Raw genomic sequence first — 22032 nt, 5'->3', positions numbered from 1 at the left:
TGCAGGCGCGACGCGGGCCGGCCCGGCAAGAACTGCCCATCGCCGGCCTTTCGCCCGTGCGTATGAAACACCGCCCCATCGCGCCGGTCCAACCCTTACACTGAACGACCATCCGCGCGCCGCCCGCGCGTGTCCGGTCGTCTCACGCAGGGAGGAAAAACGATGAAAAAGGTTCTGTTGGCAACATTGTGTGTACTGGCCGCCGGCTGTTCGACGCGAGGGCAGGTGAATCCCGACGTCATGCAGGTCGCCACCACGCCGCTGACCTGTTCGAATGCAACCGAATGCACGCTCTGGTGGCAACGCGCCCAGAGCTGGGTGTCGAGCCATTCGGCCTACCGGATCGAAGCCGCCAACGACTCGCTGATCCAGACCGAAGGCCCGATGGGCGGCAAGCGCGCCCTGGCCTATCAGATCACCAAGGCGTCGAACAAGGACGGCACGGCCACGATCGGCTTTGCCGCGCACTGCGACAGTTCGCTCGGATGCAAACCGAATCCGTGGGAAGCCGGCGCCGATTTCAAGGAATTCGTGCGTAGTGGGGCGGCGGCGCCTGCCGCTGCGCCTGCGTCGCCTGGCAGCGACGGCGCGAGCGCGCCGGCCATGGCGACACCTTCATCGCTCGAAGCCGCGCCGGCGCAATCCGTGAGAGCGCCCGGCGACGCGCCGGTCAGTCAATAAGAGTTCCGCGGCGGCGCAGCGCCACCGGCAGCGGTGCCCGCCCCTACGGATCTCCTCGGTCCGCAAATACTTGACTCAGCATGCATATCTCGCCGCTCAGCGAGATGACCCTGCGCGCTATCAACCAGCCATTGCCGGGACTCGATCCGAGATAAATCTCGTAGGCGTTCCCTTCCGCTGTCACGCTCGCGAAAAAACAACAGGGCAAGCTGATGCTACGCAAAGTATCTTGAAATTTAATTGCATAGTCAATATTATGATAAGCAACGAGTTACGCGCAGCCCGCGCCACCCGAGACCATGTTCTGACCGCTTTGCCGCGCACCCAACCTTGACGGTGCGTAGAGGATTCCCCGTCATGCTGTACCTGAAAAACACCCTGGGCGGACTGAGCCGCTCCCTTCATGATTCCGCCCTGCAGACCTTCCAAGGCCCGTATCGCTGGTTGAAACTGGCGCTGTACGTGGTCATGTTTGTGCTGCCGGGAGGGTCGCTCGGGGTGTTGTTCTTCGCGTGGATCGACCACCGCCGTAATGGGCGTGCGGCGAAGGCTCGTATGGCTGCAACGACTGCGGTTCCGGCGACGTTGCCGGGCAATCCGGGCGCCGCCAAATCCACCACGCCGGTCGCGGCGCTGGCGGTTGCCACGCCTTGTCAGCCGCGCGCCGAAGCGCCGGCTTGCCGGGCCGCCGCCGGCAAACAGGCTCGCCAGACGACTGCGGACCTGCGCTGTTAAGAACAAGGCGCGCCGCCCGGCGCGCCCCGTCGTAACGGCACGTAACCGTCGCCGCCGCGCGCGTAACACACCCACAGCGCGCCCTGCATTAACCTTTCGATTTTCCGCGCCGTCGGCATCGCTTGCGCTACCATTTCCGGAGCGTCGCGACGTCCCGTCTCTCGCTGCCCGATGGCGGTCATAGAGGCGGCGCCCGCCGACCTTCCCGGGCTTACGCTTACACAGCGGCCTCTTGGGAACTTGCCTCGGCTGAATCGACAGGAATCCATTGCATGCAGTTTGACCGACGCTCGCACCCGCGAGCCGCCACCCCGCGCGCCCTGACCCTCGTGGCCGCCGCCGCGTTCGGCGCCTTGCTGGCCGGCTGCGCGGTCGGCCCGGACTATAAGACGCCTACCACCGAAGTGCCTGCCTCCTACAAGGAAGCGGCACCCGGCTGGAAGGTCGCGCAACCGTCCGATCAGCACGACCGGGGCGAGTGGTGGACCATCTACGACGACCCGCAGCTCAACGCGCTCGAAGACAAGCTGAACACTTCGAATCAGACCATCGCGCAATCGGCCGCCGCTTATCGTCAGGCCCGCGCGCTGGTCGGCGAGGCGCGCGCCGCGTATTTCCCGGTGATCAGCGGCTCGGCAGGCGTGACGCGGTCGGGCAATGGCTCGTCGGCGACGGCGAGCAGCATGTCGGGAGCCCGCGCCAACGTCAACAACAGCTTCAACGTGTCGCTCGACGCCAGTTGGGAGCCGGATCTGTGGGGCAAGGTCAGCCGCACCGTCAGCGCGCAGGAGGCGAGCCAGCAGGGTGCCGCTGCCACGCTCGCCAATACCCGGCTGTCCGCGCAAGGCACGCTCGCACAGACGTACTTCACGCTGCGCTCGCTCGATTCCATGCAGAAGCTGCTCGACGACACCGTGCTCGCCTACGAAAAGTCGCTCAAGCTCACGCAGAACCAGTATGCCCAGGGCGTCGCAGCCCGCTCGGACGTGATCCAGGCGCAGGCGCAACTGCAATCGGCGCAGGCGGCCGCCATCGACAACGGCATCGCCCGCGCCCAGGACGAGCACGCGATCGCCGTGCTGGTCGGCGAACCGGCCTCATCGTTTTCGATTCCGCCGTCGCCGCTCACCGCGACCCCGCCTGCCGTGCCGGCGCAAATGCCGTCCGCATTGCTCGAACGCCGTCCCGATATCGCCGCGGCCGAGCGCGCCGCCAAGGCGGCCAACGAACAGATCGGCGTCGCCATCTCGGCGTTCTTCCCGTCGCTGACCATATCGGCGGGCGGCGGCTTCCAGAGCTCGGTGCTGTCGAATCTGCTCACCGCGCCGGCACGCTTCTGGACGCTCGGCCCGCAACTGGCCGGCACGATCTTCGACGGCGGCTTGCGCTCGGCGCAGACCGCGGCGGCGCGCGCCGCCTACGATCAGGACGTCGCGGCGTACCGTCAAACGGTGCTGGCGGCGTTTCAGGATGTCGAGGACAACCTCGCGTCGCAGCGGATTCTCGAACAGGAAATCGGCGTGCAGCAGCAGGCCGTCGCTTCGGCCGAACAGGCGCTGACGATCGTCACGAACCAGTACAAATCGGGCACGGTGGCGTATCTCAGCGTGCTGACCGCGCAGACCACCGCGTTCACGGCCGAGCAAAAGCTGGCGAGTCTTGCCGGTCAGCGGATGGTGTCGTCGGCCGGTCTCGTGAAGGCGCTCGGCGGCGGGTGGGATGTGTCGCAGATGGCGCGTGAGACCGGCACCGTGGCCGCGCCGGAAGGCGCGTCAGGCGCTTCGGTTGCCTCTGCGGCGCCCGGCGCAACCACGGCGCCAGTCGCACCGAAAGCCGCCGTCGTCGGACAAACACGCGTTCTTCAGAGCGACTAGGTTTTTGCTGCTTTCTGCCGGGCCAGATCAACCGGCGCAAAGACAAAAGGGGCATGTCCGCTTAAAGGCCATGCCCCTTTCTCATCACCTCGCCATGCCGGCAAGCCGCGTCGTCGCGTACCCTCCGGCGAACGTCAACAAGCGGCGCCGTCAATGCGCGAAAGTCAGCGCCACCGTACCCGGTCCTATAGGCCGTCCGAGCAGATTCAGCAAGCCGGCCAGGTTGTCACGCGCCTCGGGTGTCGCGCTCGCCGTGCCGTTGAACGCCGTCGCGCCCGCGCCCAGCACGCCGTGGCCGTTCAATAGCAAGGCCCCTTTCAGCGTCGACAGATCGATCGTCGAACTGTTGCCTTGCGCCTGAATCACTACGCGGTATGAACCCAGCGGCTTGACCAGCGAGACGCGCGAACTCGCGTCGGCGAAGGTCACGGTTAGTTGTCCGAATGCTTCCTCGCCGAAACTGCGCCAGTCGCTCCATGCCAGTTGCACGTTGCCTTGCAGATCGAGCGTGTTGAACGGCGCGCCCAGTCCGCTCAACAACGACGCCGGCACCGCGATCGCGCCTTGCGACAGAATCGCGCCACGCTGGGTGGCGTCGACGGTGATCGGCTCGGGCATTGCCTCGCTTTGCCGCATCGTCATGCGAATGCGGCCGGTGAAAAGCGGCCAGAAAGCGGTGTGCCATTCGATCCGCCCCGGCAGCAGCGTCGCCGCGCTGGTGTCCGACCCGGCGGCCAGCATCAGCGTGGCCGAGCCGTGCCACAGCGAGCCCGCCGGATCGACCAGATTGACGTGGCCGCCGCTTGCCTTGGCGAACTGCGGCGTGATCCACGCGGCAGGCAACAGCACCAGCAACACCGCGCCGCTCGATAACACCGCGACCAGCAGCCACGGCAGGGCGGCGAGCAGGCGCCGCGTCCAGAAATTCATGCGAGATCCTGTGACGGCGCGGTCATTTCGCGGTCGATGGCTGCAACGACGCAGTCAGGTCGACCTGGCCGTCGTCCTTGAGGGCGGTCACGTGGGCTTCGGCGACTTGCACCTTGAACTGGCGCCGCACGTCGTCGACCCAGCCGGTCCACGCGGGAAACGACGCGTTCTTCAACTGCACCTGCACCGCATTGCCGAGCAGTTCCACCTGCACCGGCACGAGGCCGTGTTGCGTGAGAGACGCCGTGAGGGCGTCCTTGAGCGCGCCGCCGGTCGGCGCCACGCCTTGCGCCGCCGTCGACAGACGGCGTGCTTCCTCGGCCTGCGCGTTCATCTGCGCGAGTTGACGCTGCATGGCCGGCAACGTCTCACGCAGATGCACGCGGCCATCCTGGGCGGGCGCCCAAAGAATCAACCACACGATCACCACGGCCAATACCGCGCCGCCCCATAGCAGCAAGGTTTTCTCGCGCTCGGTACGTCCTTCCCAGAATCCGGCCCATGCTTGAGCAAGTTCAGCTTTCATTGTCCGCTCCTGATGGTCCACTTGCCGGTGTTGCTGTCGATCCCGCCGGACAGGCCGTTGCCCGCGAGACGTTGGCTAAGGCCCGCGTCGACCTTGACCTCCGGCTTGAAGGTGACGTCGAGGCGGCGGTCGTGATAATCGAGCGCGGCAATGCCGTTGACAGGCACCGGTCCGAGCGAGCGCGCGAGTCCGGCCGCCAGCGAGAGGAAATCGTCCGGCGACAGCTCGCCCGCCGCGACGCGCAATTGCTGCATCTGACGCGACATCTGATCAGGCGCGTCGAGCACGACGGTGGTCTTCGGGAACGTGTTGAGCAGCAACTCGGTCATCTGCGCGTTGATGGCGTCACGCTGACGGGCCAGCATGATCCACTGCACATTCGCGCCAATGATGGCGATGACCAGCGCGCCCACCGCCAGCGCGACGGGCAGACGCAGCCGCCGCAGCGTCGCGCGATCGAGCCGCCACGGCTGGGTGGCGAACTCGAACTGGCACAGATCGAAACGGCATTCGAGCGCGCGGCGCGCCAGTTGCTCGAACGGCAGCGGCCGCGTGCCTGGCACCTGGGCGGCGAGCCTGGCTTGCGCAGACCCCATGCCGGGTTCGTTGCCGGGTACCTCGGTGAGCAGATAGAGCGATACCGGTGCATCGCCCGCGAGCGCCGCAAGCGTCGCGTTCACGGACGAAGCAGGCACCGCGAGTCCTTCACCCTGGATGCCGCGCGCAATCGCAAGCTCGACGCGAGTCGTCGCGGCCACCGTGCCGGAGTCCGGCGCGAGTTCGCCGAGCAGCGCCGGAGCCGTCGATACCACCGTCCCCAGCACCGCGGCCACCACTGGCGCGGGCGGCGCGATCGGCAACCCCGCTGCGAGTTTGGCGGCGACGGCCGGCTTCAGCTCGGCGGCGGCGATCAGCTCCTCTTCCTCGACGACGGCGCTCGCCGCCACCGCAGGTGCGGGCAGACAACGCGTCACCGGCACCGCGCGCACGCTGCGATGACCGGCGGCGGCGAAGGCTTCGCAGATAAAGCGGAACCAGCCGCGGTCGACGATCGCCAGCAGATGCCGGCCCTTGCCGAGCGGCTGCGGATCGAGCGCGATATGACAGGTCTGCGGATCCTGAATCAGCTGATCCTCGACGATGTTGGGCAACGCCTGGCGCAGCCGCGGACCTTTCAGCGGCGGCAGCGTGGCGGGCATCATCAGGAGGTCGCGCGCGGCGACCATCAGGACCGTCGACGAGGCGCGCGGCAGCAACGCGAGCGCCGCGCGGCCGGCGCGCTGCGCGCGGCCTGACTTGTCGAGCAGCACAAACGGCAACTCCGGCAGATGCCATTCCTGCGATGGCACCGCCGGGTCACGCGGCGGCAATAGGACGATCAGCGTGCTCAAAGGCCACTCTCTCCGGGAAAAGCGTTGTTCATAGTTGATCTTGTACGCGCACGATGCGAGTGGTGCGTGTCAGTGGATCGCGATAGATCAGCGTCGTGCGGTCCACCTCTGCGCGTTCATGATCCACGCGGCCATGGATGAAAAAGTAACTGGTCGTGACGTCAAAGAGACTGGGGTCGATTGCCAGTTGTGTGACACCCGAGCCCTGCAAGGCCAACTGTACATCGCCGACGTTGTGAAAGAACACCGTCTCGCGCCGCGCGACGAAAGCCTGCGCGTTCGAGAGACTCATGCCGGGCACGACTGCGGCGATCACCTCGGCGGGCGCGGTATTCATGTTGACGGCCGTATTGGTGGGCAGATAGGTCACGAACGGCCGCAGGCGGGCGATCATGTCGGGCGTGAAACCGGGCACGTCGAGCAGCGAATCGACGCCGGTCATCTGCAGCGGCGTGACGCCGCCGTTGTCGTCGCTGTCGTCGTCCGCGATACCGGGCTTATTGGTGAAGGTCGTGCCGCCCACCCCGCCGCCGACGGGCGTCGGCGAGCCGCCGGCGGTGCTGAGCTGGCTCTGAAAGCGCGTCGCGGACAGACTGAGCCCACTGCGGAGCTGGACGGCGGCCTTTTGCGCCAGACCGCCACTGAGACCGAGTTCGGTCAGAAGACGCTGGAAGGCGGCGATCTGTTCGACATTCAGTTGCAACAGCCCAGGCGCGGGGCTGGAGACGAGATTACGTAGATTGAATTTGCTTTCGGCATCTTCGATCGAGCCTGACAGATAGGTAGCGGCGCCTTCCGAGGCGCGCACCTCGCCTATCTGACCCAGGAAATCCGACAGGCGTGTTTTGGCGATAGGGACGCCCCAGACTCCGCCCAGGTAGGTGATCCCTGCCGAGGTGTCGCCTTCGGATCTTAGGATCAGACGGGTCCAGTCCAGGGCGCCTCTCGAGATCCATTGGGCCTGGGATAGCAGGCGCTGGTTTTCTATCCTTCGGATCTGGACTTGCTGGCGCCAGAGGATGCCTGAGACCAGGATGGCTGATAGGGCTACCACCAGCAATGCGCTGATTATGGCTACGCCGGTTTGGGGTTTGGTTGTTGTTGTTCTTCTGGCTGTTTTGGCCTTTCCTTGCAGTCTTATTGGTTTGCCTGGGTTGCCCCTGTGCGGGGCGGCACTTACTTTCTTTGCCGCCGCAAAGAAAGTAAGCAAAGAAAGCGGGCTTCCAACCGCCAGCCTGTAGGTGTCCACCACTCGACCGATCCCGGAGTGGTCCGAGACGAGATCGTCCCCCGCATTTCCCCCCACCGTGACAAGGCGCTCATTCATCCCGTCCACGCACTTCGTGCGCGACGGCCGGGCATAACCGCAGGTGCCTTGCCGGCGCGGCGCGCAGCGCGTGCCAAGATCGTGCGCTGGGCTGGGTGAGAAAACAACCCCCGCCACACGCCGGAGAAGGTGTACCCAACGGCGGGGCGCGCAGCGCAACGCTGGAACGGATGAGCCCTGTGTCATTAGGGGGTGGCGGTGCGAGGGCACATCTCGTGTTGGGCCGTTCCCGGTTGTAGACCGGGATGGCTCACTACGGGCTAGCGGTTGCAGCCCGCTTTCTTTGCTTACTTTCTTTGCGGCGGCAAAGAAAGTAAGTGCCGCCCCGCACAGGGGCAACGCAAGCAAACCAATAACAATGCAAGGAAAGGCCAACAAAAACCAAAAACCAAAACAAACAAAACCACCAGCCGCCGCAGGCAAACCCCTCCCCCCCCGCGCAGCAGAAAAGCCCCCCCTCCCCACCAGCAGTAACAAACCCAAAACCACCCATCACTCTCCGACGAGAAAAACCCTGGTAACCGGCCGCGCCAGCGAAGTCGCCCCAATCACAACCTGAAGCCCCGTGACAGACCGCGGCAGCGGCGCTCCCCCGAGTTGGGGAACCTTCAGATTGTTATCAGCTTCGGTAATCGCTCCCTGCACATCGCTCATCTGCGTGGTCCAACCCACCTTCGGCACATACAGCCGGGCGTCGATCGATCCGACGCCGCCCATCAACGGCACCGCACTCCAACCGTCGCCCTCGCCGCCGCGCAACGCGCCCTGCAACTCGCTGACGTTGCCGAGCGGCGGCGACGCGTAGCGGATCACCCGTCCGTCGGACACGCGATACCGCACCACCTGCAGGCGCGGCGCCGTCTCCGGCAAGTCGAGCTCGCGCACGATCTGCAGCACATTGCCGCTCACCGAGATCGCCGGCTGGCCCGTCTGGTCGTCGGTCGCCGCCTCGCGCGCGTCGATGCGCATCTGGTCGAACAGTTGCGCGAACACCCGTTCGTCTTCCATCGCGTTGGTGATCGTCTGCCGGCCGCGGATGATCTGGTCCAACCCGCGCCACGACAACACCGCGATCACCGCCAGAATCGCAATCGCGACCAGCAGCTCGATCAGCGTAAAACCGCGCGACGGCCGGCGGCCGCGGCGCTCAGAGCGAACGGTTGGTTTCATTCGCCACCACCGTCACCATCTGCGCAAGATTGCCGGCGCGGCCCGGTGTCGTCACCAGCACTTCCACGCGTCGGAACACGGGGTTCGGCGTCGCCGTCACGCGCTCCGTACACAGCATCTGCAAATTCCCCTGCGAACAGTCGAAGCTGCTCGCGCCGACGTCCGGCCAGCTATGCGCCAGCTTCAGTTGCGCGAGCGTATTGTCGGCACTCCATCCCGCCAGCAACCGTTGATGCAGCTCCACCTCGCTGCTCGCCAGATTGCCCACCGCCCGCAGCGACGCCGCCAGCGCCACCGCGATGATCGCCAGCGCCACTAGCACTTCGATCATCGTGAAGCCACGCTGCGCGCGCGGCACGCCCGCTTCATCCTTCCGACGGCCGCTCATCTCAACGCACCTCATAGCGGCCATTGCCCATCCCGACGATCCGCGCCGAACCGCCCGCGGAAAACAGCGTGACCTGCACCGGCGCATCGATGCTCTCGGTGCCGAACACCACCCGCGACGGATGCACGTCCGAGCCCGGATAGTCGATCGTCACGCTCGTCACGCCGCCTTCCCAGCGACGCGGCCCGAGCAGTTCGTCGCGCAACGGACGCCAGCCGTCGTCGGTATGCATGTCGAAGCGAAAGCCGCCGTCGAACGGCTGCCACGCAATAGGCCTTGCCCGCACCTGCGCCTCATCACCGGCCGATTCGAACAGCAGCGCCAGACGTTGCGCCTCCTCGTTCAGGTCCGTGCGCGGATTGCGCGTCATCGCCACCGACGCCAGCGACACCAGCAACCCGGCAATCACCAGCACTACCAGCATTTCCAGCAGCGTAAAACCCCTCTGACGCAACGCGCGCGCGCGCCCAGGCACGGCGCGCGGCGGCATCGCCGCACGCCGGCTGGTCACGCGAGACCCACAGGCAGACGTAGACATGGTGCCGGCATTGAGCGAAAGGGCGCGCAAAAAACTCAAGCGCCTATTCCCACGAGCCTATGTCGGCGTCGTTGCCTTCGCCGCCCGGTTTGCCGTCTGCGCCGTAACTGAAAACGTCGATCTCACCGTGCACACCCGGGTTCAGGTACTGATACGCATTGCCCCACGGATCGTTCGGCAGACGTTCGAGGTAGCCGCCATCTTTCCAGTTGTTCGGGATCGGATCGGTGGTCGGCTTTTCGACCAGCGCGCGCAGCCCCTGGTCCTGGCTCGGATAACGGCCGTTGTCGAGCCGGTACAGCTTCATCGCCTGCATGATGGTGCCAATGTCCTGCTTCGCCGCGACACGTCGCGCCTCATCCGGGCGGCTCATGATCTTCGGCACGATCAGCGCGGCCAGAATGCCGAGAATCGCGATCACCACCATGATTTCGATCAGCGTAAAGCCGCGTTGGCGACGATTGCCCAGACCCGCGATTTCCGTGCGGCGAGTGGTCCACATTTGCATAGCTTGCTACCTCTTATCAGGAAGATTTTCGTCACTGGCGGGGGTCGCGCGGGCTCAAGCCAGTGCGCGATTTAACCCACCCGTTTTGTCATTTTAATGTCATGCACTTGAAGGGCTTCAACCCGACGCAAATTTCACAATACTCCGTACAATGATGCGCATGAACGCCATCCAAATCCGCCTTCTGTCGCTCGCGCTGTTCGCCGTGTTCTGCGCGACGCTTACCTACTGGATCGTCACGCTCACCGCGCTGCGCGGCGAGCCGACACCGGCTGCGGCCGTGCGCGCACCGGTCTCGGTCGATCAGGCCGCCACGCTGTTCGGCGGTCAACTCCAGCGCAGCGCCAACCAGGACGTGCATCTGTTCGGCATCCTCTCGCTGCAGGAGGGCGGCGCCGCCATCATCAGCGCCGGCGGTGAACCGCCGCGGGCCGTGTCGCTCGGCAGCACCATCATGCAAGGCGCCAGGCTCTACGAAGTGCGCCCCCGTTCGATCATCGTCGACCGCAACGGCGTCCATTCCGAAGTGTTCCTGCCCACCAACCCGGCCGGTCCTACTATCTATGTGCGCTGATTACGCGCGCTGAGTGAGGCAAGGCGAGGCGCGGTGATGATCGCCGCCGCGCCGTTTGCGGTCTGACATGGCCCCGCCAGCGCCAGGCCGGCGTCAAGCTCACTGCACGAGATTGTTCAGCTCGATGATCGGCAGCATCACCGCCAGCACGATCACCAGCACCACGCCACCCATCGCCAGAATCAGCAGCGGCTCCAGCAGGCTCGTCAGGAACATGGTGCGCCGTTCCAGTTCGTTCGCTTCGCCTTCGGCGGCGCGGTCTAGCATCGTCGTCACGTCGCCGGTGGCTTCGCCCGAGCGGATCAGGTGCACCAGCACCGGCGGAAACGTCTTCGTATTGCCCAACGCGCGCGACAGCGACGTGCCTTCGCGCACCCGCACGATCGCGTCGTCGATGTTGTCGCGCATGGCCCGGTTGCTGAGCGTCTCGCTCGCCGCCTGCAAGGCGCGCAGGATCGGCACGCCGGCCGCCGTCAGAATGCCGAGCGTGCTGGCGAAGCGCACCGTGTTATAGCCGCGCACCAGCTTGCCGAGCAGCGGGGCGGTCAGCAGCCAGCGGTCGAAGGCGAGGCGCGGGCCCGGCTGCGCGAGGATCGTGCGCACGATATACGCCAGCAGCAGAACCGCGATCAGCACCGCCCACCACCATTGCCGCACAAAGCCGGAGAGCGCCATCATCATGATGGTGAGGAAGGGCAACTGCTGCTTGGTGCTGGCGAACACGTTGACCACCTGCGGCACCACATAGCTCAGCAGAAACGTGACGATGCCGAAGGCGATGATCGTGACGATGGTCGGATACGTGAACGCCAGCACGATCTTCTGCTTGAGGGCGTTACGCTGTTCGATGTAGTCGGCCAGACGCGACAGCACGAGACCCAGCTTGCCGGTATGTTCGCCCGCGGCCACCAGCGCGCGGTAGATCTCGGGGAAGTCTTTCGGATGCTGCTGCAAGGCGTTGGCAAGCGAATGGCCGCCCAGCACTTCCGCGCGGATCGACGCCATCAACTCGCGGATGTAGTCGCGCTCCGACTGCTCGGTCAGCACCGAAAGGGCTTCGTCGAGCGGCAGGCCGGCGATCAGCAGACTCGCCAACTGGCGCGTGAGAATCGCCTGCTCGCGCTGCGACAGACGCCGCCCGAGCGAAAGCCGCTGATTACGCTCGCCGCGCGTGCGGCTCGAAGCCGGTTCGACGACGAGCGGCGTGAGTCCCTGGCCGCGCAGATGGGTCCGCGCGCCGCGCGCGCTGTCGGCATCGAGCACGCCTTTTTGCGCCTTGCCGGTCGCATCGATTGCTTCGAAACGAAATGCCGGCATGGGCTTATGCTCCGCCCGTCACGCGAATCACTTCTTCCAGCGAAGTCAGCCCGGTGGCGAGCCAGCGATCCGCGTCTTCACGCAGCGTGCGCATGCCCTGGGAACGGCCCGCCGCGAGGATCTCCGAATCGGCGGCGTTGCGGTGCACCAGCGTGCGGATCGTGTCGTCGATCAGCAGCAACTCGTAGACGCCACGCCGTCCCGCGTAACCGGAATGGCCGCATTTTTCGCAGCCCACCGGATGCCACTGCTTGTGACCGTGTTCGTCGGTGCGCTCTTCGCGGCATACCGGACACAGCCGGCGCACCAGCCGCTGCGCCAGCACGCCGAGCAGCGACGAAGCCAGCAGATACGGCTCGACGCCCATATCCGTCAGACGCGTGACGGCCGATGCCGCGTCGTTGGTGTGCAAGGTGGCCAACACGAGGTGGCCCGTGAGCGACGCCTGCACGGCGATCTGCGCGGTTTCCAGATCGCGGATTTCGCCGATCATGATGATGTCCGGGTCCTGTCGCAGAATCGAGCGCAGCGCCCGCGCGAAGGTCATGCCAATGCGCTCGTTGACCTGCGTCTGACCGATGCCCGACAGATCGTATTCGATCGGGTCTTCGACGGTCATGATGTTGCTCGTCGTGGTCTCGAGCCGCGACATCGACGCGTAGAGCGTGGTGGTCTTGCCGGAACCGGTCGGTCCCGTCACCAGCACGATGCCGTGCGGACGGCCGATCAGCTTGTCGAATTTGACCAGCGTGTCCGCGCCCATGCCGAGCGCTTCGAGATTCAGGCGCGAGGCGTCTTTTTCCAGCAGACGCAGCACCGCGCGCTCGCCGTGGCCGGTCGGCAGGGTGGAGACCCGCACGTCCACCGGACGTCCGCCCACCCGCAACGTGATACGGCCATCCTGCGGCAGGCGTTTCTCGGCGATATCCAGTTGCGCCATGATCTTGATCCGCGAGATCAGCGCGCCGTGCAGCGCCTTCTTCGGCCGGACCACGTCACGCAGCGTGCCGTCGACCCGGAAACGCACCACCGAGGCGTTCTCGAACGGCTCGATGTGAATATCCGACGCCTGTTCGCGCGCCGCCTGGGTGAGCAGGGCGTTGATCATGCGGATGATCGGCGCGTCGTCTTCCGATTCGAGCAGGTCCTCGACCTCGGGAATCTCCTGCATCAGGCGCGACAGATCGACTTCGCCTTCCACTTCGCCGACCACCTGCGCCGCGCTGCCGTCCTGGCGCGCGTAGGCCTGGTTGATCGCCAGCGCGAGTTCGTCCGCCGGCAGGCGCACCACCGACAGCGCGCCGAAATTGCGCGCCACTTCGGCAAGCGCGGCGTCGCTCGTGCGTTCGCTGATCCAGACTTCGAGCCCGTCGGCGTGCTGCTGCGCGACCAGAATCTGGCCACTGCGGGCAAAACCATAGGGCACGAGGCGCGCCGCGATCGCCGACGGCGCGCTGCGCTCCACATGCTCCGCCGCGCCTAGGGAAGGCAGCGCCGTAGCACCGGCCCGAGCCGCTGCCGACGACGCAGAACCAGAAGGCGGCGTGGACGGCGTGCTCACTGCTGTACTCCTGGCGCGGGCGCGATGGTGACGGGGTTGGTCTGCACGGCGTTGCCGTTGGTCACCGGATCACTCTGCACCGCAGCACCGCCCGGCACCGGATTGGTCTGCACGGCGCCGCCGTTCGTCACCGGCGTGGGCGTCGTCGTCCTCGTGCCCTGCGGCGCCAGTTGCTGACGGCGCATCTGGTCGAGATTGAACAGGTTCATGGCCGGCGCGCCACCTTCGGCCGGGCCGAGCGGCATCGGCGGCATCACCGGATCGTCCTTGTCCTTGATCAGGTTGTTATCCGACTTGTACGCGCCCTGCACGCCCTGGATGTAGTCGTAACGGTTCGCGGTGACGGCCTGCGCGGTATCGCGATCGCTGATGATCACCGGGCGCAGGAACACCATCAGGTTGGTCTTGTCGCGGCTCTTCTGCTCCGAGCGGAACAGCTGGCCGATCCACGGGATGTCGCCCAGCAGCGGCACCTTGCTGTTGCTGACCTGGTAGTTGTCCTGCATCAAACCGCCCAGCACGATGATCTCGCCGTTGTCGGCCAGCACCGTCGACTGGATCGAACGCTTGGTGAATTCCGGACCGGCCGGATTGGTCGCCGCGTTGGTCGTGCCGGTCACGATGGCCGAGTCTTCTGTATAAAGCTGCAGCTTGAGGATGCCGCCGTCGGTGATCTGCGGCTTGACGTGCAGCGTCAGGCCCACGTCGACGCGGTCATAGGTGTTGAAGGCCGCGCTCGTGGTGCCGCTGGTCAGATTCGAGTACGCGCCCGTCTGGATCGGCACATTGGTACCGACGACGATCTTCGCTTCCTCGTTATCGAGCGTGATCAGGTTAGGCGTCGACAGCACGTTGGCGTCGGCCGTCTGCGAGAGCGCCTGCAGCAACGCGCCAAGACCTTGCACGCCGAAAATGTTGTGCACCCAGCCGACGTTCAAACCCTGCTGGAGACTGTTGTTGACGAGCGCTCCGGCCAGACCGCCGGTCGCCGCGCCGCCTGCGGCCGCAGCCGTCAGGTTGATGATGCTGTTGCCCGAGCCGGTTGCCAGATTGGTGCCGGCAAGGACCGAACCATTGGCGACCTGCCACTGAATGCCGAGATTGGCATTGGTGTTGGAGTTCAGTTCGACGATCAGCGCCTCGATGTAGACCTGCGCGCGCCGCGCGTCCAACTGGTCGATCACGGCCCGCAGGTTACGGTACACCGGCTCGGAGGCCGTGATGATCAGCGAGTTGGTCGCCGCGTCGGCCTGGATCATGCCGCCCGGCTGATTGTCGTCGCTCTTGCTTTTGTCGTTGCCGATCGTGTCGCCCGACGCGCCACTCGCGCCCGAGCCGCCGCTGCTGCCGCCCAGCGGCGGCGACGACGAGCCGCCGCCGAGACCGCCCGAGGGCAGGGGCGGCGTGCCGGATGCGCCGGTCGAATTGCTGCCGTAAGACCCGCCGCCGCCACCGCCGCTCTGGTTAAACGAGTTGGCATTGTTCGAATCGGCCGACGAGCCGCTGTCGCCGCCCTTGCCGAGCATGCCGCGCAAGGTCTTGGCGAGCGTGCTGGCGTCCGCGTTGCGCAGCGGCACGACGTGCATGTTGCCGGGCATGCTGGTGGGCGCGTCGAGCTGCCGCGCCAGTTCTTTCGCCGCCGCGAGCCGGCCGCCGTTGGTGGCGCGGATCAGCAGCGCATTGGTGCGCGGGTCCGCGGTGATCGACACCTTCAGCGTCGCATCGGTGCTGCCGATCGTGCCGGGGTCGAGCATCTTGCTGAGCTGCGCGGCGATATCGAGCGCGTTCGCGTTCTTCAGCGGCACCACCGCGACCTGCTGGCCGGCGGCCGTATCGACACCGGCGATGATCTGCGCGATGCGCCGCACGTTGTCGGCGTAGTCGGTCACGACGATCGTATTGTTGGCGGGGTAGGCCGCCAGCGTGTTGTTCGGCGAGATCAGCGGACGCAGCACCGGCAACAGGTTGTTGGCCGATTCGTTCCGCAGCTGGAACACCTGCGTGATCACCTGGTCGCCGCGCGCCACCGGCGCGTTGCCGACGTAAGTCGGCACGCCCTGCAGCTTGGCGTCGGCCTCCGGCACCACCTTCAGCACGCCGTGATCCTGCACGAGCGCGAAGCCCTGCATCCGCAAGGCGGACTGCAAGGTCTTGAGCGCCTGATCTTCGGGCACCGGGTTTTCGGAGACGAGGTTCAGCTGACCCTTCACGCGCGGGTCGACGATGATCGTTTTGCCGGTCGCCGCGCCAATCGCCTTGGCCACCTGGTCGATGTCGGCGTTGACAAAGTTGAGAGTCACCTGAGCGTGTGCGGTCTGCGCAGTGATCAGTCCAGCCACCAGCAGCGCCGTTGCGACGCGACGCAATGCCATACGATTTCTTCTCATGGATTTTGATGTCGATGCCGGCCGCCGAAGCGGCCTGCTGTCATGCGCAGCAAACATAGGAACGGACCGGCTTTCCCCTCGGCCTGCTCGCGCCCCGATGGACGCTGGCAACCCCGACTGCCATTCGGCCTATGTCCGAAAAGTGTGAACAGTAACAGTTTTTCATGTCGGATTTGTCACAAAAGAACCGCCCCGGTGCGATTACTCTAAATGGGACCGGATACTGTCAAAATTTTGAAAGCTCTGGTAAGCGCCTTTGGCGGGCGCCGGGAGTCCGGCCGGCAAGGTTCGCTTTTCGCACGCTTATATCGGATGGTCAACTTGACGCCCGGGTGCCTGCCGGTATCATACGGGCCGATGACCCTGCCGGACGCGGCAAGGCCAGGCGGGTTTTCCCCGATGTCCGCCACAGGCTCGGTGTTGGCGGGCCTGGAGCGGTTGCGCGGCGCATCCTAGCCCGAGCCCAGATGCCTTACCGCATCTTACCTTCGTCAATTGTTTAGTCGTCTTGACCGATGAAACAGGCCCTTCTGACTGCCGCCGCGGTACTCGGCACGCTGTTCGCAGCGGCGCCGGCGCACGCCGACTGTTTCGACGAGGCGGCCCGCTACCAGAAGGTCAACCCGCTGATCTTGCGGGCCATTGCCTGGCAGGAATCGCATAACCGGCCCGACGCCCTGCATAAGAACGCCAACGGCTCGACCGACTACGGCCTGATGCAGATCAACTCGATCCATCTGCCCACGCTCGCTCAGTACGGCATCTCCAGCAATACCTTGATGGAGCCGTGCAAGAACGTCTATATCGCCGCCTGGCATTTGCGCCAGCAAATGAACAAGTACGGCAATACCTGGCAAGCGGTCGGCGCCTACCATTCGGAGACGCCCACGCTGCGCGATCAGTACGCGCAACAGATCGTCGCCATCCTGCAGAAATGGAATCTGGTGAAGACCCGCTAAGCACCTTCGGATCTGACGCTTCGCTGGGGTCTCAGAGAAATCAGAACTGGTTCCGGGTTCCTCTGCATGGTGCATTTCGGCGGCCCGCGCGGCTTTGATGCACAATGCGGCTTCGTGCTGCCGTTGGCCCGGCGTCGTATGACGCGCCCGGCACGCCTCCTAATTCTCTCCGTTTCCGTACTGCGATGAACCAGCCGACTCTGCCCGTCACCGTGCTCTCCGGTTTTCTGGGCGCCGGCAAGACCACGCTCCTGAACCACATCCTGGCCAACCGCGCGGGACTGCGGGTCGCCGTGATCGTCAACGATCTGGCCGCCGTCAATATCGATGCAACCCTCGTGCGCGATGCCGCGGCGCTCTCCCATATGGAAGAGAAGCTCGTCGAGATGACGAACGGCTGCATCTGCTGCACGCTGCGCGACGATCTGCTCAGCGAAATTCGCCGCCTGGCCGCCGAACAGCGTTTCGACGCGATCCTGATCGAATCGACCGGGATTGCCGAACCCATGCCGATCGCCGAGACCTTCACCTTCGTCGACGACGACGGCACGTCGCTATCCGACGTCGCCCGGCTCGACACGATGGTGACGGTGGTGGACGCCTTCAATTTCCTGCGCGATTACGGTTCCGCCGACGCGCTCGCCGAGCGCGGCATTGCGGCGAGCGACGAAGACGACCGCACGCTGGTCGAGTTGCTGATCGAACAGATCGAATTCTGCGACGTGCTGGTGGTCAACAAGACCGATCTCGTCAGCGCGGAAGATCTCACCCGCCTGCAACGCATCCTCGCGCGCATCAATCCGCGCGCGGTGCAGGTGGTGAGCCGCTTCGGCGTCGTGCCGCTTGACGAGGTGCTCGACACGAAGCGCTTCGATTTCGACGCGGCGTCGAGCGCGCCGGGCTGGCTCGCATCGCTTGATGACGAACATGAACATGCTCACGGCGGCGAAGCGGATGAGTATGGAATCGGCAATTTCGTGTATCGCGCGCGCCGGCCATTTCATCCGGAACGTCTGTGGACCCTGCTGCACGAAGAATGGCAAGGTGTACTACGCAGCAAAGGTTTCTTCTGGATTGCGACGCGCAACGACACGGCCGGCTCGCTCTCGCAAGCGGGCGGAGTGTGCCGCCATGGCCCGGCGGGGATGTGGTGGGCCGCGCAGGATCGCAGCGAATGGCCCGACGGCGACGATGAACTCGCGGCGGAAATCGCCGCCGACTGGCACGGCGATCCGGACGACTTCAGCATCGGCGACCGTCGTCAGGAACTGGTGATGATCGGCGTCGGTATCGACCCGGCCGTATGGCGTGCAAAGTTCGATGCCTGCCTCCTCACCGACGACGAATACGCGTTGGGAGCCGAGGGCTGGCTGCAATTCAACGATCCGTTCCCCGTCTGGGATTTCGACGCCGACGAAGATCATGATCACGACCACGATCATGGTGACGGCGAAATCGTCCACTCTCACCATCACTGATCGCGCACAAAACGCAGGCGAAAAAAAACCCGCCTGAGGCGGGTCAGCCACGCAGCACAGTCTGTGCTTAGCGCTTGTTGACAGCGTCCTTGAACGCCTTGCCTGCCGTGAACTTGACGGTCTTGGCGGCCGGGATCTTGATGGTTTCGCCAGTCTTCGGGTTGCGGCCCGTACGTGCTGCGCGCTTGCCCGAGCCAAAGCTACCAAAACCGATCAACTGGACCGCGTCACCCTTCGACACAGCCTTCTTGATCACTTCGAGCAACGTGTCCAGCGTTTCGCCGGTTTGAGCCTTGCTGGCGCCCGTCTGACCTGCGACGGCGTCGATCAGTTCCTGTTTGTTCATTAAGGTTCCTTTCTGGTTTAGGTTGACACGAACAGCGCGAACGCGCCGATTATACGTGCGCGGGCCGCGCCGTCGAGCAGCTACGGCTCCGGAGCCCTCCGGATAAACCCGCCATGCAGGTCTGCGCATGACGGCCGTGCTGCCGCTTCCCTTCGCGGCGCTTGCTATGATAGCGCAGCGCAAACCCAATCTGGACAAGGGTTTTCGAAGATTTACACGGTTGCAAACCTCGCCCAGTCAGGAAATTACCATTTTTGTTATTTCGGAAATCAAAACCGCCGTTTAACCAGGGCTTTACATGAGGCCAGCGTTGGTTTTTGCCAACGTTCCACGCCTGTTTTAGCCCGCCGTAGCGGCTTGCGCGGCGGCCCGCGCGCCCGGCCCGGCAGCGTGCAAACCGTTCGTCCATCGCTTTTTCGCATCGCATGACCGATCCGCTGATCCCCGCCGTTCTGGCGTTTCGCGACAACGGCACGCCGTTTTCGCCCCGCCACGACGACATTTATCACAGCGCCGTGGGCGGTCTCGCCCAGGCGCAATACGTGTTTCTACAGGGTAACGGCCTGCCGGAACGCTGGCAGGGCCGGCGCATTTTTAGCGTGCTCGAGACCGGTTTTGGCATGGGCATCAACTTCCTGATGACCTGGGCCGCGTGGCGCGCCGACCCCGCGCGCTGCGAGCGTCTGCATTTCGTTTCGACGGAAAAGCACCCGTTTACAAGGGCTGATTTACTCAGAGCCTATGCCGCGACCGTCACGGACGAATCGATTGCGAGCCTCGGCCAAACACTCGCCGACGCGTGGCCGATGCTCGTACCTGGCGCGCATCGGCTCGAATTCGAGGGCGGCCGCGTCACGCTGACACTCGTATTCGGCGATGCAGCCGAGACACTGCCCATGCTTTGGCTGCGCGCCGACGCGTTCTATCTGGATGGCTTTGCGCCCGCGAAAAATCCGGAACTGTGGACGCCCGCAATCTTTAAATCGCTCGCACGAATCGCCGGCGAAGGCGCGACATTTTCGACCTACACCAGCGCGGGCGACGTGAAACGCGCGCTAACGCAATGTGGTTTCGAATATCGCAAGGTCGACGGTTTCGGCTGGAAGCGCGCCATGCTGGTGGGCCGCTTCGCGCCGCGCTGGCGAGTGCGCCGCTACGAACCGCTCGCGCCGCTCGACGTGCGCGAACGGCACGCGGTCGTGATCGGAACGGGGCTCGCAGGATGTGCGGTCATCGAACGACTCGCGGCGCGCGGTTGGCGCATCACGTCGCTCGAACGACATGGCGCGCTCGCACGCGATGCGTCGGGCAATCCCGCCGGCGTGTTTCATCCCATGCTCTCGCGCGACGACAGCGTGCCATCGCGCATCACGCGCGCGGGCTTTCTCTACGCGTTGCAGCGCTGGAAAATGCTGGAAGCGGCGGGATATGGTCTCGTACGCGGATCGACAGGACTACTACAGCTTGCCGCCAGCGACGAGGAAGCCAGCATGATGGCCGCGGCATTCGCTCAGTTTGCCTATCCATCCGATTACGTGACGCCACTCTCGCGCGCCGAAGCAGAGAGGATTGCGAAATTATCGCTCGCGCAGGGCGGCTGGCTGTTTCCCCACGGCGGCTGGATTGATCCGGCCTCATTGTGCGCGGCGCAATGCGCGGCGGCCGGCGGGCAACTCGAACGGCGCTTCGGCGTCGAAGCCGCGCGCGTCGAACGGGTCGGAGACGAGTGGGGCGTGTTCGACGCCGAAGGGCGGATGCTCGCGCGCGCGAGTGTCGTGATCTTTGCCAATGCGCACGACGCGGCCCGCGTCGCCGGTTTGCAGCACGCCCCCACACGCAGCGTGCGCGGTCAACTGACCTTGCTGCCGGCCGGCAGTGTGCCGTCGCTCGCCTTGCCGGTGATGGGCGAGGGCTACGCCGTGCCGCTGCCCGATGGCGTGACGCTGACCGGAGCGACCTTCGATATCGACGACCCCGAGCGCGAAGTGCAAGCCGCCGGCCATGTCGAAAACCTCCAGCGCCTCGTGCAGATGCTGCCCACGCTCACCCATGCACTCGACGCCCGGCACGCCGCCGCGCTACCCGGACGCGTCGCGTTTCGCTGCGTGACAAGCGACCGGTTGCCGATGATCGGCGCACTCGCCGACGAAGCCGCCGCCGTTGGCGACGCCGACCGTCTGCGTGGCGCATGGCCGCTCGACCTGCCGCGCGTGGACGGCCTGTATGGCGCCTTCGCCTACGGCTCACGCGGCCTCGTGTGGGCGGCGCTCGGTGCGGAACTGATCGCCTCGCAGATCGAAGGCGAGCCGTTGCCGATCGGCCGCGATCTCGTTGAGGATCTCGATCCCGCGCGTTATCTCTTGCGCGCGCTACGCCAGGGCACGGCCCGCCGCTGAGCCTCGCCGCATCGCGCTTGACGATTGTCTTGCCTCCTCCGTTCCCTCCTTAGCGCCGCCCACCCCCTGTATTTCAGACACAAAGTTATCCACGGCTTGCTGTGGATAACCCGTCTGATTGCGCGCGCAACGCGTGTGGACCGCATGTGGACGTAAACGGGGTAACTTCGTCGCGCGCAAAAACCGCCAAAAGTTACCCACCGCTCCTGGTTGCAGCCACAGACACTGTGCGCCCGGTTGTGCGTTTGGTAAGCCACTGACCTGATTGGGTAAACCGCGGTTATCCACAGAAATGGACCACACTTGTTAACTGCTACTACGTATACATACGAGTAAACCAATAAACAGAAAGACCGTGGTGCAACGAAGCTGATCGACGCGGCAAAAGTCTTGATCAACACCGCGGCCGAGCCTCCAACTGGACCCAAAGCCACAGCGACTCACCCCGCGCTTGCATAAGAGACGCTCGCCGCGCAACCGGTCGATTTTTCTTGTTCTGCAGCGAAACGTATTCATTTTTACCGCTTCTTGTCCTCATTCGAGCGTTTCCAATCGAGCCAGAAAACCTATGGCACAATCGCCGTTCTTTCCGCGTCGGGCCTTCCGTCAAAGGGCCGGCGCACCAATGGAACGGCGCCGCCCGATCACACTCTGATTCAGGTCGGCGACGTTCTTTCATCCGTGCCGGGATCCATTGCGTCGGGCAGCCCGTGCTGCAGCAGCACACTGGGTTCACCTTCTGCCGGTTGGCAGGAGCGGCGCGTTCAGATTTCACCCGATCGTTGACGATTCGCAGGGCTGGTCGGCACCAAGCAAACGCAGCAATCAGGACATCGCGTATCGACGCGTTCAGCGGTGTCTCTGCCGGTTCGTGTCGCCAGCCGTTGCGAGCAGCAACGACCTTGGGACCGGAGTGAGTGCGAAACGCTAACTCCGGTTGACCGCA

Annotated in this window: 20 protein-coding genes; 8 read left to right on the top strand and 12 right to left on the bottom strand. The window is 64.9% G+C overall.

Translation table 11 applies throughout. The features are described from left to right. Positions 1-162 precede the first annotated feature (162 nt). The 3 genes from FQ755_RS16910 (at position 163) to FQ755_RS16900 (ending at position 3290) form a co-directional block, all read left to right on the top strand. The gene (locus tag FQ755_RS16910) at positions 163-681 is read left to right on the top strand and encodes a hypothetical protein (RefSeq protein WP_260858640.1); all 519 of its coding nucleotides are present in this window, start codon (positions 163-165) and stop codon (positions 679-681) included. A gap of 357 nt (positions 682-1038) precedes the next feature. Further along, positions 1039-1416, top strand: a complete 378-nt coding sequence (locus FQ755_RS16905; protein ID WP_144155997.1) for a hypothetical protein — start codon at positions 1039-1041, stop codon at positions 1414-1416. A gap of 272 nt (positions 1417-1688) precedes the next feature. Further along, positions 1689-3290, top strand: a complete 1602-nt coding sequence (locus FQ755_RS16900) for an efflux transporter outer membrane subunit (protein ID WP_144155996.1) — start codon at positions 1689-1691, stop codon at positions 3288-3290. Between the two features lie 150 nt (positions 3291-3440). Here FQ755_RS16900 and FQ755_RS16895 read toward each other — a convergent pair whose 3' ends face one another. From FQ755_RS16895 to gspG, 8 genes are all read right to left on the bottom strand, one after another. Further along, positions 3441-4220: a type II secretion system protein N gene (locus FQ755_RS16895; RefSeq protein WP_144155995.1), complete on the bottom strand. Its 780-nt coding sequence runs from the start codon at positions 4218-4220 to the stop codon at positions 3441-3443. Between the two features lie 22 nt (positions 4221-4242). Continuing rightward, positions 4243-4746, bottom strand: a complete 504-nt coding sequence (gspM, locus tag FQ755_RS16890) for a type II secretion system protein GspM (protein ID WP_144155994.1) — start codon at positions 4744-4746, stop codon at positions 4243-4245. After that, positions 4743-6137, bottom strand: a complete 1395-nt coding sequence (gene gspL / locus FQ755_RS16885; RefSeq protein WP_144155993.1) for a type II secretion system protein GspL — start codon at positions 6135-6137, stop codon at positions 4743-4745. Before gspL ends, gspM begins: the two co-directional genes overlap by 4 nt. A 28-nt stretch (positions 6138-6165) precedes the next feature. Beyond that, a complete protein-coding gene (gspK, locus tag FQ755_RS16880; protein WP_144155992.1) occupies positions 6166-7464 on the bottom strand; it encodes a type II secretion system minor pseudopilin GspK in 1299 nt (432 codons plus the stop codon). Between the two features lie 492 nt (positions 7465-7956). Continuing rightward, positions 7957-8634 (bottom strand): type II secretion system protein J, encoded by a 678-nt coding sequence (locus tag FQ755_RS16870; protein WP_144155990.1) that lies wholly within the window; start codon positions 8632-8634, stop codon positions 7957-7959. After that, positions 8612-9022 carry a type II secretion system minor pseudopilin GspI gene (gspI, locus tag FQ755_RS16865; protein WP_144155989.1) on the bottom strand — a complete coding sequence of 137 codons (411 nt, stop codon included), beginning with the start codon at positions 9020-9022 and terminating at the stop codon, positions 8612-8614. Before gspI ends, FQ755_RS16870 begins: the two co-directional genes overlap by 23 nt. A 1-nt stretch (position 9023) precedes the next feature. Continuing rightward, complete coding sequence (locus FQ755_RS16860; protein ID WP_260858651.1) at positions 9024-9512, bottom strand: GspH/FimT family pseudopilin; 489 nt, start codon at positions 9510-9512, stop codon at positions 9024-9026. A 91-nt stretch (positions 9513-9603) separates the two neighbouring features. Then, complete coding sequence (gspG, locus tag FQ755_RS16855; RefSeq protein ID WP_144155987.1) at positions 9604-10068, bottom strand: type II secretion system major pseudopilin GspG; 465 nt, start codon at positions 10066-10068, stop codon at positions 9604-9606. 151 nt (positions 10069-10219) lie between these two features. Between gspG and FQ755_RS16850 the strand changes: the two genes are divergently transcribed. Beyond that, positions 10220-10642, top strand: a complete 423-nt coding sequence (locus FQ755_RS16850; RefSeq protein WP_260858639.1) for a type II secretion system protein N — start codon at positions 10220-10222, stop codon at positions 10640-10642. Positions 10643-10741: 99 nt separating this feature from the next. Here the strand turns inward: FQ755_RS16850 and gspF are convergent, their stop codons facing one another. The 3 genes from gspF to gspD are packed head-to-tail and all read right to left on the bottom strand — an operon-like array spanning position 10742 to position 15892. Continuing rightward, complete coding sequence (gene gspF / locus FQ755_RS16845; RefSeq protein WP_144155985.1) at positions 10742-11959, bottom strand: type II secretion system inner membrane protein GspF; 1218 nt, start codon at positions 11957-11959, stop codon at positions 10742-10744. 4 nt (positions 11960-11963) lie between these two features. Next, positions 11964-13520: a type II secretion system ATPase GspE gene (gene gspE, locus FQ755_RS16840; protein ID WP_144155984.1), complete on the bottom strand. Its 1557-nt coding sequence runs from the start codon at positions 13518-13520 to the stop codon at positions 11964-11966. Next, complete coding sequence (gene gspD, locus FQ755_RS16835; RefSeq protein ID WP_144155983.1) at positions 13517-15892, bottom strand: type II secretion system secretin GspD; 2376 nt, start codon at positions 15890-15892, stop codon at positions 13517-13519. The genes gspE and gspD overlap by 4 nt, the downstream gene beginning before the upstream one ends. Before the next feature lie 530 nt (positions 15893-16422). Here gspD and FQ755_RS16830 point away from each other — a divergent pair. Together FQ755_RS16830 and zigA are read left to right on the top strand one after the other, a co-directional pair. Further along, on the top strand, positions 16423-16866 hold the full coding sequence (locus tag FQ755_RS16830; protein WP_144155982.1) for a lytic transglycosylase domain-containing protein: 444 nt from the start codon (positions 16423-16425) through the stop codon (positions 16864-16866). A gap of 185 nt (positions 16867-17051) precedes the next feature. Further along, positions 17052-18344 (top strand): zinc metallochaperone GTPase ZigA, encoded by a 1293-nt coding sequence (gene zigA, locus FQ755_RS16825; RefSeq protein ID WP_144155981.1) that lies wholly within the window; start codon positions 17052-17054, stop codon positions 18342-18344. A gap of 67 nt (positions 18345-18411) precedes the next feature. On the opposite strand, the gene FQ755_RS16820 is transcribed toward zigA, so the two are convergent. Continuing rightward, positions 18412-18690: an HU family DNA-binding protein gene (locus FQ755_RS16820; protein ID WP_074262967.1), complete on the bottom strand. Its 279-nt coding sequence runs from the start codon at positions 18688-18690 to the stop codon at positions 18412-18414. A 127-nt stretch (positions 18691-18817) separates the two neighbouring features. Here FQ755_RS16820 and FQ755_RS37390 point away from each other — a divergent pair, with 127 nt between their 5' ends. Continuing rightward, positions 18818-18976 carry a hypothetical protein gene (locus tag FQ755_RS37390; RefSeq protein ID WP_186308549.1) on the top strand — a complete coding sequence of 53 codons (159 nt, stop codon included), beginning with the start codon at positions 18818-18820 and terminating at the stop codon, positions 18974-18976. Between the two features lie 139 nt (positions 18977-19115). After that, positions 19116-21086 (top strand): bifunctional tRNA (5-methylaminomethyl-2-thiouridine)(34)-methyltransferase MnmD/FAD-dependent 5-carboxymethylaminomethyl-2-thiouridine(34) oxidoreductase MnmC, encoded by a 1971-nt coding sequence (gene mnmC, locus FQ755_RS16815; RefSeq protein WP_144155980.1) that lies wholly within the window; start codon positions 19116-19118, stop codon positions 21084-21086. The last annotated feature ends 946 nt before the right edge of the window (positions 21087-22032 follow it).

Origin of the sequence: Paraburkholderia sp. BCC1885, assembly GCF_900996235.1 — a bacterium.
GTDB lineage: Bacteria > Pseudomonadota > Gammaproteobacteria > Burkholderiales > Burkholderiaceae > Paraburkholderia.
The sequence above is the reverse complement of the archived record's forward strand: the minus strand, read 5'-3'. Positions and strand labels throughout refer to the sequence as shown.